Raw genomic sequence first — 16,360 nt, 5'->3', positions numbered from 1 at the left:
CCACGATCGGAGCCGGAAAATGGATCTCGAGCAGTTTCCCGTCAGCCGCCGTTCGGTGCTGCTCGGTGCCGGGGTGGCCGCCGTGGCCGCCGCCGCGGCCTGCAGCACGTACGGCGACGAGCCGGCCTCCGGGCAGACCTCCGCGGCGGAGGACGCCGGCACCGGGGCCCCGGCCGGCGCGGCTGCAGGACAACCCCTCGCGGCCGTCGCCGACATCCCCGTCGGCGGGGGACAGGTTTTCCCCGATCAGAAGGTCGTGGTGACCCAGCCGGCCGCGGGCGAGGTGCTCGCGTTCAGCGCGATCTGCACCCATCAGGGCTGCACGGTCGCGGCCGTGCAGGACGGCACGATCAACTGTCCCTGCCACGGCAGCCGGTTCAACCTCGACGGCACCGTCGCGAACGGTCCCGCCGCGCGTCCCCTCGAGAGCAGGGCTGTCACCGTCGACAACGGCGAGATCACACTCGCGTAATCGGTTCCGCCGTCCCGTCGCCGGACCGTCCGGGGCGGCACCGGGATAGGGTCGACTGCGTGATCGGACCTCTGCGCGACTGGCGGCCGCGGGCGTTGCGTGACGGCGACGAACCCGACGCCCGCTTCACCCTCGCCAACGAGCGCACGTTCCTCGCGTGGATCCGCACCGCGCTCGGCGTGATCGCGGCGGCCGTCGCGCTCGAGACCTTCGCCGGCGACGTCGTGGGACCGGTGGTGCGCACCACGCTGGCGTGCGCCCTGCTGGTCTTCTCCGCGGTCCTCGTGGTCGCCGCACTGCGGCGCTGGCTGCAGATCGAGGCCGCGATGCGCACCGCACGCCCCCTGCCGCCGCCGCGGATCGCCTTCCTGCTCGCCGCGATGCTGGCGGTCGGGGCTCTGGCCCTCGCCGCGGCGCTCCTCCTGTGACCGTGCCACCGGGTCCACGACGCGAGCCGGGTCGGCGATGAGACACGACGACCCCGGGTTGCAGCCGGAGCGCACCACTCTCGCGTGGCTGCGCACGGCGACCGGCCTGGGAGCGGTGGTCCTGCTGTTCCTGCGCCTGGCGCCCGGCCCGGCACCCGTGGTGGTGGCGATCGGCCTGCTGTGCCTGCTGCCGGCGCTCGTGCTGCTCGTGACGAGCGGACGCGAGCACCGGGCCCGGGTGAGCCGCTTCATCGAGGGACGGGCGAAGCATCACTGGTGGCGCAACATCGTCCTGACCGTCACGGTCGTCGTCCTGGCGCTCGCCGCCACCGCGCTCATCGTCACGTCGAAGGTGTGAGCGCCGCCCAGGCCGAGGCTCCGGCCGGTTCGGCTCCTTGGAACCGGACCAGACCCGTCCGGGCCACCGCGGCCCCTACGAACCGGCCCCCTGCCCCGAACGCCGGTCGAGGTCGATCACCCGGGCGCCGCCCTGCGCCGCGGCCACCCTGGTCTCGGTACCGTCCTCGGTCACGGCGACGATCTCGCACCGGCACAGCGCCTGTCGCCGGCTCGAGTCGACGACCGTCGCCTCGGCTCGCAGCAGCGTGCCGCGACCCGGGCGCAGGTAGTCGATGGTGAACCCGGTGGTCACGATGGACGATCCGAGCACGGTTCCCGCTGCGAAGGTCAGGGAATTGTCCGCCGCATAGGCCAGCACTCCACCGTGTACGAACCCGAACTGCTGCAGCAATTCCGGACGCAAAGGGACCTCGAGCACCGCGCGTCCCGGCTCGTACCCGACGACCCGGGCACCGACCAGGACGCTGAACGGTTGCGCGGCGAGCACGGCCGCCGCGTCGTCCACTCCGCGAAGTTCCACGGCCTGCAGTCTGCCCCACCCTGTCGGGAAGGGCCATATCATTCGCGCATGGCGCAGCCACCTCCGTCGCCGACGGTCCGTTGGCCCGACCTCGCCGCCCTCGAACTGCTCGTCGGCATCGACGATCACGGCGGGCTCGGCGCGGCTGCTCGCGCGGCCGGTGTCGCGCAACCCAATGCCAGCCGTGCGGTGCGCCGCCTCGAGAAGCAGCTCGGGGCCGTGCTCGTGCGCCGGGGGCGCGCCGGGTCGGCGCTCACCCCGGAGGGCACCGTGGTCGCGCACTGGGCGCGGCAGACCCTCACCGACGCCCGTCGACTGCTCGACGCCGCGGCGGCGTTGCGCACCGACCGGCAGGCCGAACTGACCGTGGCGGCCAGCATGACCGTCGCCGAACACCTCATCCCGCGCTGGCTGGGCCGCTTCCGCGGTCTCCACGACGACGTGCACATCCAGTTGCAGGTCCACAACTCGCGGCAGGTGTGCGACGCCGTCGCGGCAGGCCGCTGCCACGTCGGATTCGTCGAAGCTCCCGCCGTTCCACCGGGACTGCACAGCACCCCGGTGGCGCAGGACCGGCTGGTGGTGGTCGTCACGCCGGCTCATCCGTGGGCGCGCCGCCGGCGACCGCTCACCGTCGCCGAACTCGCGGCGACGCCGCTCGTCGTGCGTGAGGAGGGGTCGGGGACGCGGCACACGCTCGACCTCGCCCTGCGCGAGTTCGATCGGCCGGCACCTCTGCTCGAGCTCGGCAGCGGCGCCGCGGTACGCACCGCGGCGCTCGGGGGTGTCGGTCCGGCCGTGCTCAGCACCTTGGCCGTGGCCGACCACCTCGCGGCCGGGGAACTGCGGGCCGTCGACGTCGAGGGCCTCGATCTGGCCCGCACCCTGCGCGCGGTGTGGCGCCCCCCTCGCAAGCTCGCCGGCCCGGCCGGGGACCTGGTGCGGATGATCGTCCGCGGCGCCTGATCGCGTGCCGATCGCCCCGATCGGCCCGGATCAGCGTTCCGGTGCGTCATCATGATCGTCGAGGACACTGCCATCGGGAGTGGGACATGGACGCATCGCGGCACCACGGGACGTCGCGGTGACGGTCGCCGAGGTCGACCGTCGCCCGCAGCGAGCGGGCTCGGTCCTCGCGACGCTGATCCTGGTCGCCACCGTCGCCAACCTCAATCTCTCGGTGGCCAACATCGCACTGCCCGCGATCGGCCGGGCATTCGACGCGAGCCAGACGGAGTTGAACCTGGTCGCCGTCGGGTATTCGCTGGGTCTGGCCGCGTCGGTGCTGTACCTGGGGGCGCTCGGGGACCGCTACGGCCGCAAGCAGTTGCTCGTGCTCGGTGTCGCCCTGTCGATACCCACGTGTCTGCTGGCGGCCTTCGCGCCGAACATCGAGGTGCTGTTCGCGGCCCGGCTGGCCGGCGGTCTCGCCGCGGGACTGGCATATCCCACCACTCTGGCGCTGATCACCGCGTTGTGGTCGGGAGCCTCACGGACCCGCGCGATCGCGTTGTGGTCGGCGACCGGCGGGGCGGTCGCCGCGCTCGGACCGCTGTTGTCCGGTCTGCTCCTCGAGTACTTCTACTGGGGCTCGGCCTTCCTGATCACCCTGCCGCTCGCCGCCCTCGCCCTCGTGGCGGCCGCAGTGCTGATCCCCGCGCACGTCAACGAGACCACCGGTCCCGTCGACCATGTCGGCGGAGTCCTGTCGGTGCTGTTCGTGGCGGCGCTCGTGATGACGGTCAACCTCGCACCCGAGAGCGGCCGCGCCACGGCAGCCCTGGTCTGCGCGGCCGTCACCGCCGTCGCGGGCGCGGTGTTCGTGTGGCGGCAACGGCGGGTGCCCGAGCCGCTGTTCGACCTGAAGGTGGCCGCGCGGCCGACGTTCTGGGTGGCTGCGGTGGCAGGCATCATCGTGTTCGGAACCCTGATGGGCGCGATGTTCGTCGGGCAGCAGTTTCTGCAGAACGTGCTCGGTTACTCCACGCTCGCCGCCGGGTCGACGATCCTCCCCGCCGCCGCGTGCATGCTCGTCGTGGCTCCGTACTCGGCCCGCCTGGTCGAGAGCCGGGGTGCCCGCACCACATTGCTGCTCGGCTACGCGTTCATCCTCCTCGGGCTCACCGTCGCACTGACGATGTGGGACGAGACCTCCAGCTACTGGCAGATCGCCCTCGCGTACGCCTTCGTCGGGGCCGGGGTGGGTTTCGCCGGCACGCCCGCCTCGCGCTCGCTCACCGGCTCGGTGCCGGTGACCCGCGCCGGGATGGCGTCCGCGACGGCCGACCTGCAGCGGGACCTGGGCGGGGCCGTGATGCAGTCGGTCCTCGGGGCGTTGCTCACCGCCGGGTACGTGGCGTCGATCTCGGCGGCCGTCGCATCGTCGCCGGACGCGGACGAGATCAGCGACCAGACCCAGGCTGCGCTGACCAAGTCGTTCGCGAGTGCCGCCGATCTCGCGGAGCGGTACCCGCAGTACGCCGACGCCATCATGGCCGCGGCGCGCGCGGCATTCCTCGCCGGGGACACGAAGGCATATGCCGCCGCCCTTCTCGTCGTCGCCGCCGGAGCCGTCCTGGTGTTCTTCGCATTCCCGAAACGCGACGCCGAACGGCGGCTGCTCGCGTCGTACCGCGCTCGAGACGAACGCGCCGAGCCGGCGGTGGACGAACGCGCCGAGCCGGACGGCCGGTCGGAGGCCGCGCCCGGCGACGTGGACCGTTAGCGCGGTTCGCCGCCGCGGTGCCGGGTCAGCGCGGTTCGCTGCTGCCGTGCAGGGCGCCGACTCCGGCGACGATCACCAGCGCGATGCCTGCCGCCGCGGCGGGCTGGACCCATTGGCCGAGCACCAGCGCACCCGCCAGTGCCGCCGCCGCCGGTTCGAGGGCGATGAGGATCGCGAACACGTTTCTCGGCAGATCGCGCAGCGCCCGCATCTCCAGGCTGTAGGGGATCACGGAGGACAGCAGGGCCACCACCGCCCCGGCGCCGAGAATCGCAGGATCGGCCAGGCCGGCGCCGGCGGTTCCGAGACCGAAGGGCAGGACGAGCACCGCCGCGACGGTGGTGGCGACGGTCAGGCCCGCCGCGCCGGAGACGGTGGCGGCCACGTGCGAGCCCGCGACGATGTACCAGGCCCAGCCGGCCGCGGCGAGCAGCGCGAATCCGACCCCGGCCGGGTCGAGCGCGTCGCCGTCCCCACCGAGGCCGCGCGCCCCGAGGAGGGCCACCCCGGCCAGCGCGAGGGCCACCCACAGCGCGTCCCGCGGGCGGCGGGAGAGCACCGCGGCGAGGGTGAGCGGTCCGAGGAACTCGATCGTGACCGCTGCCGCGAGCGGGAGCCGGGCGATCGCCACGTAGAAGAAGCCGTTCATCGCGGCCAGGCTCACCCCGAGGGCGGCCGCGCCGCGCCACTGCGCCCGGCCCCAGTGCCGCACCGACGGCCGTACCGCCGCCCACAGGATCACCGCGGCGAGCGTCAGCCGCAGCGTGACCGTGCCGAGGGCGCCGACGTCGTCGAACAGGGTGCTGGCGAAGGCCGCACCGAACTGCAGGGAGAGCACCGAGCCGAGCACGGCCGCGACGGGCACGGTCCGGCTGCCGCCTCGTGGCGCCCGTGCCGTGCTGCTCATGCGTCCTCCGGAAGTCCCGGGATCCGTCGTCCCGCGTGTGACGAATGTTGCCGCACGGCAGCACGATCGGCAGCAGCGGCGACGCCGCGCAAAAAAACAATCACGAGAGCTTGCTTTTCCGTGCCGCGAGTGTGACTCTGGTCGCATGACGGAGCTGCAACCGCTTCTCGACGATCTGCGTGCCGAGGGCGAGGACCTCGATGCCCTCGTCGCCGACCTCCCGGACGAGCGCTGGGCGACTATGACGCCCGCCGAGGGCTGGACCATCGCCCACCAGGTCGGGCATCTGCTGTGGACCGATCGGGCCGCCCTCACCGCCGTCGAAGACCCGGAGGCGTTCGTCGCCGGGCTCGGCGAGATCACCGACCCGGACCGCTTCGTCGACGACGGGGCGCGGGAGCAGGCCCGCCGGCCGCCGGCCGAACTGCTCGCCGACTGGCGCGCGGCGCGACGCGCCCTCGCCGACGCCCTCGCGGCCGTTCCGGCCGGGACCAGGATCGTCTGGTACGGCCCGCCCATGAGCGCGGCTTCGATGGCCACGGCGCGGCTGATGGAGACCTGGGCGCACGGCGCCGACGTGGCCGACGCGCTGGGCGTCCCCCGGACCCCCACCCACCGGCTGCGCCACATTGCCCATCTCGGTGTCCGCACCCGCGACTTCGCGTTCACCGTGCACGGGCGCACCCCGCCGGCCGAGCCGTTCCGCGTCTGCCTCACCGCTCCCGACGGGCGGGAGTGGACGTGGGGTCCCGAGAGCGCCGCCCAGACCGTCACCGGATCCGCCGTCGACTTCTGCCGCCTGGTGACCCAGCGGGTCCACCGCACCGACACCGACCTCGTCGCCACCGGACCGGACGCGGATGCATGGCTCGAGCTCGCGCAGGCGTTCGCCGGTCCGCCCGGCGCCGGGCGCACCCCGGACGGAGCGACCGCGTGAACGCGCAGCCGGCGGGCCGTGCGGTGCGCATCGGGAACTGTTCCGGCTTCTACGGCGACCGGCTCGCAGCTATGCGGGAGATGCTCGAGGGCGGCGAACTCGACTACCTGACCGGCGACTATCTCGCCGAGCTGACCATGCTCATCCTCGGCCGGGATCGGATGAAGGACCCGGAACTCGGCTACGCCAAGACGTTCCTGCGGCAACTCGAGGACTGTCTCGGGCTCGCCGTCGACAAGGGCGTGAAGATCGTCGCCAATGCGGGGGGACTCAACCCCGCCGGGCTGGCGACGGCCGTGCGCGACCTCGCCGGCCGGCTCGGACTCGACGTCGCCGTCGCCCACGTCGAGGGCGACGATCTCATCGCCCGGGCCGCCGAACTCGGGCTGGCCGCCGATCCGCCGCCCCTGACCGCCAACGCCTACCTCGGCGCCTGGGGCATCGCCGAATGCCTGACCGCCGGCGCCGACCTCGTCGTCACCGGCCGGGTCACCGACGCGTCGGTGATCGTCGGTCCCGCGGCAGCCCACTTCGGTTGGGCCCGGGATGATTTCGACGCTCTCGCGGGCGCGGTGGCAGCCGGGCACGTGATCGAGTGCGGCGCCCAGGCCACCGGCGGCAACTACGCCTTCTTCACCGAGATCGCCGATCTCGACCGGCCGGGCTTCCCGATCGCCGAGATCGAGGCCGACGGAAGTTCCACGATCACCAAGCACCCGGGCACCGGCGGCGCCGTCACCGTCGGCACCGTGACCGCCCAGCTGCTGTACGAGGTGACCGGGGGCCGCTACGCCGGCCCCGACGTCACCACCCGCCTCGACACCGTCCGGCTCACCCCGGACGGCCCGGACCGGGTCCGCATCAGCGGCGTCCGCGGTGAGGCGCCGCCACCCACGCTCAAGGTCTCCCTCAACGCCCTCGCCGGCTTCCGGAACGAAGCGGTGTTCGTCCTCACCGGTCTGGACATCGAGGCCAAGGCCGCCCTGGTGCGGCGGCAGGTGGAGGCGAGCCTGACCACCCGGCCCGCCGAGCTCGAATGGACACTCGCCCGCACCGACCATCCGGACGCCGACACCGAGGAGGCGGCCAGCGCCCTGCTGCGCTGCACCGTCCGCGACCGCGACCCGAAGGTCGTCGGCCGCGCCTTCTCGTCGGTCGCCGTCGAGTACGCGCTGGCCAGCTACCCGGGCTTCGCGCTGACCGCCCCGCCCGGCAACGGACAACCGTACGCGGTGTTCACCCCCGGCTACGTCGACGCCGCCGAGGTGCCGCACACCGCGGTGCTGCCCGACGGCAACCGGGTCCCGATTCCGTGCGTCACCCCGACGCGTGCACTCGAACCCGTCGGCGAACCCGAGCTCCCCGAGCCGCTACCGCCCGGGCCCGCACGACACGCACCGCTCGGACTCGTCGCCGGCGCCCGCAGCGGCGACAAGGGCGGCGACGCGAACGTGGGGGTGTGGGTGCGCACCGACGACCAGTGGCGGTGGCTGGTGCACACCCTCACCGTCGACACGTTGAAAACCCTCCTGCCCGAATCGAAGAACCTGACCGTGACACGTCACGTGCTGCCGAACCTGCGGGCGGTGAACTTCGTGATCGAGGGCATCCTCGGCCGCGGCGTCGCCTCGCAGGCCCGCTTCGACCCGCAGGCGAAGGGTCTCGGCGAGTGGCTGCGCAGCCGATACCTCTACATCCCCGAGGTCCTCCTGGAGGGCGGCGGGACAGCGAACCCCGAGAGGAAGTACACCGAGTGAGCATCTGGGACACCCCCGAACGCCGCGAGCTGCGCTCGACGGTCCACTCCTTCGTCCGGCGCGAGATCCTGCCGCATCTCGCCGCGTGGGAGCGCGACGGTGAACTGCCCCGCGAACTGCACAAGAAGGCCGCCGCTCTCGGGCTGCTCGGCGCCGGATTCCCCGAGGCCGTCGGCGGTTCCGGGGGCGACGCGGCGGACACCCTCACCGTGTGCGAGGCCTTCCACGAGGCCGGCGCCTCCGGCGGCGCCTTCGCCTCCCTGTTCACCTGCGGCATCGCCCTGCCACACCTCGTCGCCGCCGGCGACGAAGCGCAGATCGGCAAGTGGGTTGCCCCGACCCTCGCGGGTGAGCTCGTCGGCTCCCTCGCGATCACCGAACCCGGCGGCGGCTCCGACGTCGGGCACCTGACCACCACCGCCGTCCGCGACGGCGATCACTACATCGTCGACGGCGCCAAGACCTACATCACCTCCGGCTGCCGCGCCGATTTCGTCGTCACCGCTGTGCGCACCGGCGGCCCCGGCGCCGCCGGTGTCTCGCTGCTCGTGATCGAAAAGGGCACACCGGGTTTCACCGTCTCGCGCAAGCTGGACAAGATGGGCTGGCGTGCCTCCGACACTGCGGAACTGTCGTTCGCCGGTGTGCGCGTGCCGGTCTCGAATCTCGTCGGAGCCGAGAACAGCGGCTTCGCGCAGATCGCGCAGGCGTTCGTCGCCGAGCGGATCGCCCTCGCCGCCCAGGCCTACTCGAGCGCGCAGCGGTGCCTGGATCTGACCGTGTCCTGGTGCCGGGACCGCGAGACGTTCGGCCGGCCCCTGATCTCCCGGCAGTCGGTACAGCGCACCCTCGCCGAGATGGCACGGCGCATCGACGTCGCGCGGGTGTACGGCCGGCGGGTCGTCGAGCGATCCCTCGTCGGTGACGGCGACCTCGTCGCCGACGTGTGCTTCGCCAAGAACACCGCCGTCGAGGCCGGGGAGTGGGTCGCACACCAGGCCGTGCAGCTCTTCGGCGGCCTCGGCTACATGGCCGAGTCCGAGGTCGAACGACAGTACCGCGACATGCGCATCCTCGGCATCGGCGGCGGCACCACCGAGATCCTCACCGAACTTGCCGCGAAACGATTGGGGTACACCGCGTGAGCATCCTGCAGACGACCGTCGACCCGTCCTCGGCGGAGTACGCCGCCGCGGCCGAGGCGATGGCCGCCCAGCTGGCAGAGCTCGAAGCCGAACACGCCAAGGCCCTCGCCGGCGGCGGGGAGAAGTACGTCCGACGGCACCACGAACGCGGCAAGCTGCTGCCACGCGAACGGATCGAACTGCTCCTCGACCCCGATTCGCCGTTCCTCGAGCTGTCCCCGCTCGCCGCCTGGGGCACCGAGTTCCCGGTCGGCGGCAGCACCGTCACCGGAATCGGCGTCGTCGAGGGCGTCGAATGCCTGATCGTCGCCAACGACCCCACCGTCCGCGGCGGCACGAGCAACCCGTGGACGCTGCGAAAGGGATTCCGCGCCAACGACATCGCGATGCAGAACCGGCTGCCGGTCATCTCCCTCGTCGAGTCGGGCGGCGCCGACCTCCCCACCCAGAAGGAGGTGTTCATCCCCGGCGGGCGCATGTTCCGCGACCTGACACAGCTGTCCGCCGCCGGGATCCCGACCATTGCCCTGGTGTTCGGCAATTCCACCGCGGGTGGCGCCTACATCCCGGGCATGTCGGACCACGTGGTGATGATCGAGAAGCGGTCGAAGGTGTTCCTCGCCGGGCCGCCCCTGGTGAAGATGGCCACGGGCGAGGAATCCGACGACGAATCCCTCGGCGGCGCGGAAATGCACGCCCGCACCTCCGGCCTGGCCGACTACTACGCGGTCGACGAACCCGACGCGATCCGGATCGGCCGGGGCATCGTCCGTCGTCTGAACTGGCGCAAGCAGGGCCCCGAACCCCACCCGGAGGTACGCGAGCCCCGCCACGATCCCGAGGAACTGCTCGGCATCGTGCCCGCCGACCTCAAGGTGCCGTTCGACCCGCGCGAGGTGATCGCCCGCATCGTCGACGACTCCGACTTCGACGAGTTCAAGCCGCTGTACGGGTCGTCGCTCGTCACCGGCTGGGCCCGTCTGCACGGCTACCCGGTGGGAATCCTCGCCAACGCCCGCGGCGTGCTGTTCAGCGAGGAATCCCAGAAGGCCACCCAGTTCATCCAGCTCGCCAACCGTGCGAACACGCCACTGCTGTTCCTGCACAACACCACCGGCTACATGGTCGGCCGCGAGTACGAGGAACGCGGCATGATCAAGCACGGTTCGATGATGATCAACGCCGTCTCCAATTCGACGGTGCCGCACATCTCGATCCTGCTCGGCGCCTCCTACGGGGCCGGCCACTACGGGATGTGCGGCCGCGCCTTCGACCCGCGGTTCCTGTTCGCCTGGCCCAGCGCCAAGTCCGCGGTGATGGGCGGCGCACAGCTCGCGGGCGTCATCTCCATCGTCGGACGGGCCGCTGCCGAGGCGCGCGGTCAGGCGTTCGACGAGGCCGCCGACGAGGCGATGCGCGCGGCGATCGAGAACCAGATCGAGGCGGAGTCGCTGCCGATGTTCCTGTCCGGCCGGCTCTACGACGACGGGGTCATCGACCCGCGCGACACCCGCACCGTGGTGGGGATGTGCCTGTCGGCCATCGCCAACGCGCCGATCGAGGGCACCGACAGCTTCGGTGTCTTCCGGATGTGAGGCAGCAGTGAACCGTTCCGACACCGTCACCACCGTGCTCGTCGCCAATCGCGGCGAGATCGCCCGCCGGGTGTTCGCCTCCTGCCGGCGGGCCGGCCTCGGCACCGTCGCCGTGTTCTCCGACGCGGACGCCGACAGCCCGCACGTCACCGAGGCCGACGTCGCGGTGCACCTGCCCGGCACTGCCCCCGCCGACACGTACCTCCGCGGCGAGGCGATCATCGCGGCTGCCCGCACGGCGGGGGCCGACGCGATCCACCCGGGGTACGGGTTTCTCTCGGAGAACGCCGAATTCGCGAGGGCGGTCCTCGACGCGGGACTGACCTGGATCGGGCCGGACCCGGACTCCATCGCCCGGATGGGTTCGAAGGTCGAGGCCAAGAAGATCATGGCCGACGCCGGCGTGCCGGTGCTGGCCGAGCTGGACCCGGCCGCGGTGACCGAGGCCGACCTGCCCGTGCTGATCAAGGCCTCCGCCGGGGGCGGCGGCCGCGGCATGCGGGTCGTCCGCGACCTGGCCGAACTGTCCGACCAGCTCGCCGCGGCCCGACGTGAGGCACAGTCCGCATTCGGCGACCCGACGGTGTTCTGCGAGCGCTACCTCGAAACGGGGCGGCACATCGAAGTGCAGGTCCTCGCGGACCGGCACGGGACCGTGTGGGCGGTGGGGGAGCGCGAATGCTCGATCCAGCGGCGGCATCAGAAGGTGGTCGAGGAGGCCCCGTCGCCGCTCGTCGACGCCACCCCCGGCATGCGGGAGCGGCTGTTCGAGGCGGCCCGGCGCGCCGCGCACGCCATCGACTACGAGGGCGCCGGGACGGTCGAGTTCCTCGCGACCGGGGCGAGCGAAGCGACGGGAAATGTCGCCGGGGCGAGCGAAGCGACGGGAAATGTCGCCGGGGCGAGCGAAGCGACGGGAAATGTCGCCGGGGCGAGCGAAGCGACGGGAAATGTCACTGCCGGAGGTGAGTTCTTCTTCCTCGAGATGAACACCCGGCTGCAGGTCGAGCACCCGGTCACCGAGTGCACCACCGGGCTCGACCTCGTCGACCTGCAGCTCCAGATCGCTGCCGGCGGCCGTCTCGATCCCGAACCCCCTCCGGCGAGCGGACATTCGATCGAGGTGCGGCTCTACGCGGAGGACCCCGCCGAGGACTGGCGGCCGCAGTCCGGCACGGTGCACCGCCTCGCCCTGCCCGGTCGCGTCCCCGAGTTCGAGGTCCTGCCCGGGCCCGGGCTGCGTCTGGACGCCGGCGTCGAGGACGGCTCGGTGGTGGGCGTGCACTACGACCCGATGCTCGCCAAGGTGATCGCCTACGCCCCGACCCGGGACCGCGCGGCCCGCATGCTCGCGACGTCGCTCACCCGTGCCGAGGTGCACGGCCTGCGCACCAACCGGGACCTGCTCGTGAACGTGCTCCGGCATCCCGAGTTCCTGGCCGGCAACACCGACACCGCCTTCTTCGACACACACGGGCTCGCCACGCTCGCCGCGCCGCTCGCCGACGCCGCCGCCGAGTCGCTGTCCGCGCTCGCCGCGGCCCTGGCCGACGCCGCCGCTCGTCGTGCGACGGCGACGGTCGGCCGCGGCCTGCCGAGCGGCTGGCGCAACCTGCCGTCGCAGCCACAGGTCAAGCGGTACGACGGCGACCACGGTGAACACGAGGTGCGGTACCGGCTCACCCGGCACGGCCTGGTCGCCGACGGCCATCCGGGCATCGTCCTCGTCGCACACACCGAGCGCCGGGTGGTGCTCGCGATCGACGGCGCGCAGCGGCAGTTCCACGTCGCGCGCTACGGCGACACGGTGCACGTGGACTCCTCGCTCGGTCCGGTGCGGTTGCGAGCGATCCCGCGGTTCGTCGAACCCTCGGCCCATGTCGCCGCGGGGTCGCTGCTCGCGCCGATGCCCGGGTCGGTGATCCGGATCGGGGCAACGGTCGGCGACGCGGTCGACGCGGGGCAACCGGTCCTGTGGCTCGAGGCGATGAAGATGGAACACATCGTCAAGGCCCCCGCCGCGGGCGTGCTCACCGAACTGCCCGTGGCCGTCGGCACCCAGGTCGAACTGGGCGCCGTGCTGGCCGTCGTCACCCCCACCGAGTCCACCGACACCCAGGAGAAGTGATGAGCGTCATCGAAACCGACGAGCAGAAGCAGCTGCGGGCTGCGGTCGCGGGCCTGGCCAAGCGCTACAACTACACCGACTACGTGCTGCCGAAGGCCCGCAAGGGCGAACCGCTGACCGAGCTGTGGCGGGAGGCCGCCGGGCTCGGATTCCTGGGCGTGAACCTGCCGGAGGAATTCGGCGGCGGCGGGGCCGGCATCTACGAACTCGCCCTGGTGCAGGAGGAACTCGCCGCGCAGGGCTGCGGGCTGCTGCTGGTGGTCGTCTCGCCCGCCATCTGCGGCACCATCATCGCCAAGTTCGGCACCGACGAGCAGAAGCAGCGCTGGCTGCCCGGGCTCGCCGACGGCTCGAAGATCATGGCGTTCGGCATCACCGAGCCCGATGCCGGGTCCAATTCGCACCAGATCACCACCGTCGCGCGCCGCGACGGCGAGGACTGGATCCTCCACGGCAGCAAGATCTACATCTCCGGCGTGGACCAGGCCGACGCGGTGCTCGTCGTCGCCCGCACCGAGGACGCGAAGAGCGGGAAGCTGCGGCCGGCGCTGTTCATCGTCCCGACCGATGCCGAGAACTTCGTCAAGACGCCGATGGAGATGGACATCGTCGAGCCGGACCATCAGTTCACCCTGTTCCTCGACGACGTGCGACTGCCGGCGGACGCGCTGGTGGGGGAGCCGGACGCGGCGCTGATGCAGTTGTTCGCGGGCCTGAATCCGGAGCGGATCCTCGGCGCGGCGATGGCCGTCGGGATGGGCCGCTACGCCCTGGACGCCGCGGTGCGGTACGCCAACGAACGCACCGTGTGGAAGTCGCCGATCGGGGCTCACCAGGGCATCGCCCACCCGCTCGCCCAGTGCAAGATCGAGCTCGAGCTGGCGAAGCTGATGATGCAGAAGGCGGCGGTGCTGTACGACAGCGGCGACGACTTCGGTGCTGCCGAGGCCGCGAACATGGCCAAGTACGCCGCGGCCGAGGCCAGCATCAAGTCGCTCGACCAGGCGATCCAGACCCACGGCGGGGGCGGGCTCACCCGGGAGTACGGGCTGGCCGCGATGCTCGGCGCGGCGCGCATCGCACGGGTGGCGCCGGTGAGCCGGGAGATGATCCTCAACTTCGTGTCCCAGCACTCGCTGGGTCTGCCCCGGTCGTACTGAGGGGAGCGCCGGTGTCCGAGACGTTCGTCCGGTACGAGGTGAGCGAGGGATTCGCCACCCTCACTCTCGACTCGCCGCACAACCGCAACGCGATCTCCGCCAGGCTCGTCGCGCAGCTCCGGCAGGGACTTGCCGACGCGGCCGCCGACGACGGGGTCCGCGCCGTCGTGCTCACCCACGAGGGCGGCACCTTCTGCGCCGGGGCCGACCTGAGCGAGGCGAGCACCGCGGAGGGCGGCGTCGCCGCGGCGGCCGCCGCCCGGACCCGGGAGATGACGGCGGTGCTGCGTTCGATCCTGGAGCTGCCCAAACCGGTGATCGGGCGGATCGACGGGCACGTGCGCGCCGGCGGCATGGGGTTGGTCGGCGCGTGCGATCTCGCCGTCGCCGGGCCCCGGTCGACGTTCGCGCTGACCGAGGCCCGGCTGGGCCTGGCCGCGTCGATCATCTCGCTGACGGTGCTGCCGCGGCTCACCTCCCGCGCCGCGAGCCGCTACTTCCTCACCGGGGAGCGGTTCGGGCCGGAGGTCGCGGCGGCGATCGGCCTGGTCACCGTGGAGACCGACGATCCGCGGGCCGCGGTGGCGGAGATCCTCGCCCAGCTGCGGGAGTGTTCCCCGCAGGGGCTGGGCGAATCCAAGCGGCTGACCACGATGCGGATGCTCGCCGACTTCGATCGGTACGGCGACGCGCTGGCGGAGCAGTCGGCGCGGCTGTTCGGCTCGCCGGAGGCGGTCGAGGGGATGACCGCGTTCCTGCAGAAGCGGCCGCCGGCGTGGAGCCGTCCGTGAGGAACGGTCCGCCGCCCCGGCCGGGACGTGCCCGAGACCTGCCGGGCGCGCGCGTGCGGGCGGTCGTCGGCGGCACCCGTCCCGGGCACCTCACGTGGACGGTCACCCTCCGCGAGCCGGCGCGCCGGTCTGCCTAATCTGATCGCCATGAGCAGCCCGTCCCCGGACACCCGCCGTCGCGGCGAGCAGGAACGCAGTCGCGCCACCCGCAAGCGGATCCTCGACGCGGCGGTGGCCGTGCTGGTCGAGCACGGCTACTCCAACGCCACCACGGTGCGCATCCAGCAGGCTGCCGGCGTGTCCCGCGGACGGCTGCTGCACCACTACCCGTCGCGGGACGCCCTGCTCGTCGCCGCCGTGCACCACCTCGCCGCCCAGGGGGTCCAGGGCCTCGACGGCGACCATCCCTGGCCCGCCGACCCGGTCGAACGTATCGCCGTCGCGGTCGATCGGATGTGGTGGAACTTCCGGCAGCCGTACTTCTGGGCCTCGATGGAGCTGTGGCTCGCCGCGCGCGGCCACGAGGAACTCCGGGCCGAGCTGCTGCCGCTCGAACGAATCCTGGGCCGGATGATCAAGGAGCAGACGACCGCGAACTTCGGTCCGGAGATCGCCAACCGCCCCCGGTTCGTCGAGGTGCGCGACCTGATCTATCAGGCGATGCGCGGGGCGGCCCTCGGGTACGCCATCGACCCGCGCGACCCGCTGACCGAACCCCAGCTGGCGGTGTGGCGCCGCCAGATGGAACGGGTCCTGGTGGACGACGAACCCGGGGATTCCGCCGCCGGGGGTGCGCTGCGATGACCCGCCAGCCCAAACAGGATCGGAGCCGGGCCACACGCCGCCGGCTGCTCGAGGCGAGCATCGACTGCCTCGCGGAGCTGGGATGGGGCGCGACCACCGTGGGCGTCGTCGCCGAACGGGCGGGAGTCTCCCGCGGCGCCGCGCAGCACCACTTCCCGACCCGGGAGGACCTGATCACCGCGGCGCTCGAGTTCATGTTCGACAGCCGCATGGACCTCGCCCGCCGCGAGCCCGTCGACATGCCCGTCGGCGCGGCCCGCACCGAGGCGGTGGTGCGCCGGCTCGTCGACTACTACACCGGCAGCCTGTTCAAGGCGGCGCTGCAGGTGTGGACGGCCGCGGCGGCCGATCCGGAACTGCGGGCCCGCATCGTCCCCCTGGAGGAACGCTTCGGCCGCGTCGCCCACCGGGTCGCCGTCGAGCAGCTCGGCGTGGACGAGGTCGACCCGACGGTGCACCGCATGGTGCAGGCGACCCTCGACCTCGCGCGCGGGCTCGGCCTCGCCGACGTCCTCACCGACGACTCGCGGCGTCGGGCCGAGATCGTGCGGCACTGGGCCGCGCAGCTCGACACGGTGCTCGACGCGGCCCGGCAGCGTTCGGCGGCGCAGCACCCGGCCGGTTAGGTTGG

The 16,360-nt window shown here is 72.5% G+C and carries 16 protein-coding genes; 14 read left to right on the top strand and 2 right to left on the bottom strand.

What is annotated here, in order from left to right:
- Window positions 1-19: 19 nt before the first annotated feature.
- Genes QNA09_RS16450 through QNA09_RS16440 form a run of 3 tightly spaced genes read left to right on the top strand, consistent with a single transcriptional unit; the run spans window position 20 to window position 1,258 of the window.
- On the top strand, window positions 20-472 hold the full coding sequence (locus QNA09_RS16450) for a ubiquinol-cytochrome c reductase iron-sulfur subunit (RefSeq protein ID WP_017680010.1): 453 nt from the start codon (window positions 20-22) through the stop codon (window positions 470-472).
- A 59-nt stretch (window positions 473-531) separates the two neighbouring features.
- On the top strand, window positions 532-900 hold the full coding sequence (locus tag QNA09_RS16445) for a YidH family protein (RefSeq protein ID WP_010591997.1): 369 nt from the start codon (window positions 532-534) through the stop codon (window positions 898-900).
- Between the two features lie 37 nt (window positions 901-937).
- The gene (locus tag QNA09_RS16440; protein ID WP_010591996.1) at window positions 938-1,258 is read left to right on the top strand and encodes a DUF202 domain-containing protein; all 321 of its coding nucleotides are present in this window, start codon (window positions 938-940) and stop codon (window positions 1,256-1,258) included.
- 75 nt (window positions 1,259-1,333) lie between these two features.
- Here the strand turns inward: QNA09_RS16440 and QNA09_RS16435 are convergent, their stop codons facing one another.
- Window positions 1,334-1,765 carry a PaaI family thioesterase gene (locus QNA09_RS16435; protein ID WP_010591995.1) on the bottom strand — a complete coding sequence of 144 codons (432 nt, stop codon included), beginning with the start codon at window positions 1,763-1,765 and terminating at the stop codon, window positions 1,334-1,336.
- 63 nt (window positions 1,766-1,828) lie between these two features.
- Here QNA09_RS16435 and QNA09_RS16430 point away from each other — a divergent pair, with 63 nt between their 5' ends.
- The gene (locus QNA09_RS16430; protein ID WP_308071980.1) at window positions 1,829-2,746 is read left to right on the top strand and encodes a LysR family transcriptional regulator; all 918 of its coding nucleotides are present in this window, start codon (window positions 1,829-1,831) and stop codon (window positions 2,744-2,746) included.
- Window positions 2,747-2,864: 118 nt separating this feature from the next.
- Window positions 2,865-4,505 (top strand): MFS transporter, encoded by a 1,641-nt coding sequence (locus QNA09_RS16425; RefSeq protein ID WP_017680004.1) that lies wholly within the window; start codon window positions 2,865-2,867, stop codon window positions 4,503-4,505.
- A gap of 25 nt (window positions 4,506-4,530) precedes the next feature.
- Here the strand turns inward: QNA09_RS16425 and QNA09_RS16420 are convergent, their stop codons facing one another.
- Window positions 4,531-5,412 carry a DMT family transporter gene (locus tag QNA09_RS16420; RefSeq protein WP_026137587.1) on the bottom strand — a complete coding sequence of 294 codons (882 nt, stop codon included), beginning with the start codon at window positions 5,410-5,412 and terminating at the stop codon, window positions 4,531-4,533.
- A 145-nt stretch (window positions 5,413-5,557) separates the two neighbouring features.
- Here QNA09_RS16420 and QNA09_RS16415 point away from each other — a divergent pair, with 145 nt between their 5' ends.
- The 9 genes from QNA09_RS16415 (at window position 5,558) to QNA09_RS16375 (ending at window position 16,355) form a co-directional block, all read left to right on the top strand.
- Window positions 5,558-6,349 carry a TIGR03084 family metal-binding protein gene (locus QNA09_RS16415; protein ID WP_010591990.1) on the top strand — a complete coding sequence of 264 codons (792 nt, stop codon included), beginning with the start codon at window positions 5,558-5,560 and terminating at the stop codon, window positions 6,347-6,349.
- Window positions 6,346-8,106 (top strand): acyclic terpene utilization AtuA family protein, encoded by a 1,761-nt coding sequence (locus QNA09_RS16410; protein ID WP_017680003.1) that lies wholly within the window; start codon window positions 6,346-6,348, stop codon window positions 8,104-8,106. Before QNA09_RS16415 ends, QNA09_RS16410 begins: the two co-directional genes overlap by 4 nt.
- Window positions 8,103-9,251, top strand: coding sequence for an acyl-CoA dehydrogenase family protein (locus tag QNA09_RS16405; RefSeq protein WP_237210768.1), 1,149 nt, complete (start codon window positions 8,103-8,105; stop codon window positions 9,249-9,251). Before QNA09_RS16410 ends, QNA09_RS16405 begins: the two co-directional genes overlap by 4 nt.
- Window positions 9,248-10,846 (top strand): acyl-CoA carboxylase subunit beta, encoded by a 1,599-nt coding sequence (locus QNA09_RS16400; RefSeq protein WP_010591987.1) that lies wholly within the window; start codon window positions 9,248-9,250, stop codon window positions 10,844-10,846. The genes QNA09_RS16405 and QNA09_RS16400 overlap by 4 nt, the downstream gene beginning before the upstream one ends.
- Window positions 10,847-10,853: 7 nt before the next feature.
- Window positions 10,854-12,974, top strand: a complete 2,121-nt coding sequence (locus QNA09_RS16395; RefSeq protein ID WP_308071979.1) for a biotin carboxylase N-terminal domain-containing protein — start codon at window positions 10,854-10,856, stop codon at window positions 12,972-12,974.
- The gene (locus QNA09_RS16390; RefSeq protein WP_010591984.1) at window positions 12,974-14,134 is read left to right on the top strand and encodes an acyl-CoA dehydrogenase family protein; all 1,161 of its coding nucleotides are present in this window, start codon (window positions 12,974-12,976) and stop codon (window positions 14,132-14,134) included. Before QNA09_RS16395 ends, QNA09_RS16390 begins: the two co-directional genes overlap by 1 nt.
- Window positions 14,135-14,145: 11 nt before the next feature.
- The gene (locus QNA09_RS16385) at window positions 14,146-14,925 is read left to right on the top strand and encodes an enoyl-CoA hydratase family protein (RefSeq protein ID WP_010591983.1); all 780 of its coding nucleotides are present in this window, start codon (window positions 14,146-14,148) and stop codon (window positions 14,923-14,925) included.
- A 147-nt stretch (window positions 14,926-15,072) separates the two neighbouring features.
- A complete protein-coding gene (locus QNA09_RS16380) occupies window positions 15,073-15,729 on the top strand; it encodes a TetR/AcrR family transcriptional regulator (RefSeq protein WP_010591982.1) in 657 nt (218 codons plus the stop codon).
- Window positions 15,726-16,355, top strand: a complete 630-nt coding sequence (locus QNA09_RS16375) for a TetR/AcrR family transcriptional regulator (RefSeq protein WP_010591981.1) — start codon at window positions 15,726-15,728, stop codon at window positions 16,353-16,355. The genes QNA09_RS16380 and QNA09_RS16375 overlap by 4 nt, the downstream gene beginning before the upstream one ends.
- The last annotated feature ends 5 nt before the right edge of the window (window positions 16,356-16,360 follow it).

The sequence above is a fragment of the Rhodococcus sp. AH-ZY2 genome (assembly GCF_030916465.1).
GTDB classification, from domain to species: Bacteria; Actinomycetota; Actinomycetes; order Mycobacteriales; family Mycobacteriaceae; genus Rhodococcus; species Rhodococcus ruber.
The sequence above is the reverse complement of the archived record's forward strand: the minus strand, read 5'-3'. Positions and strand labels throughout refer to the sequence as shown.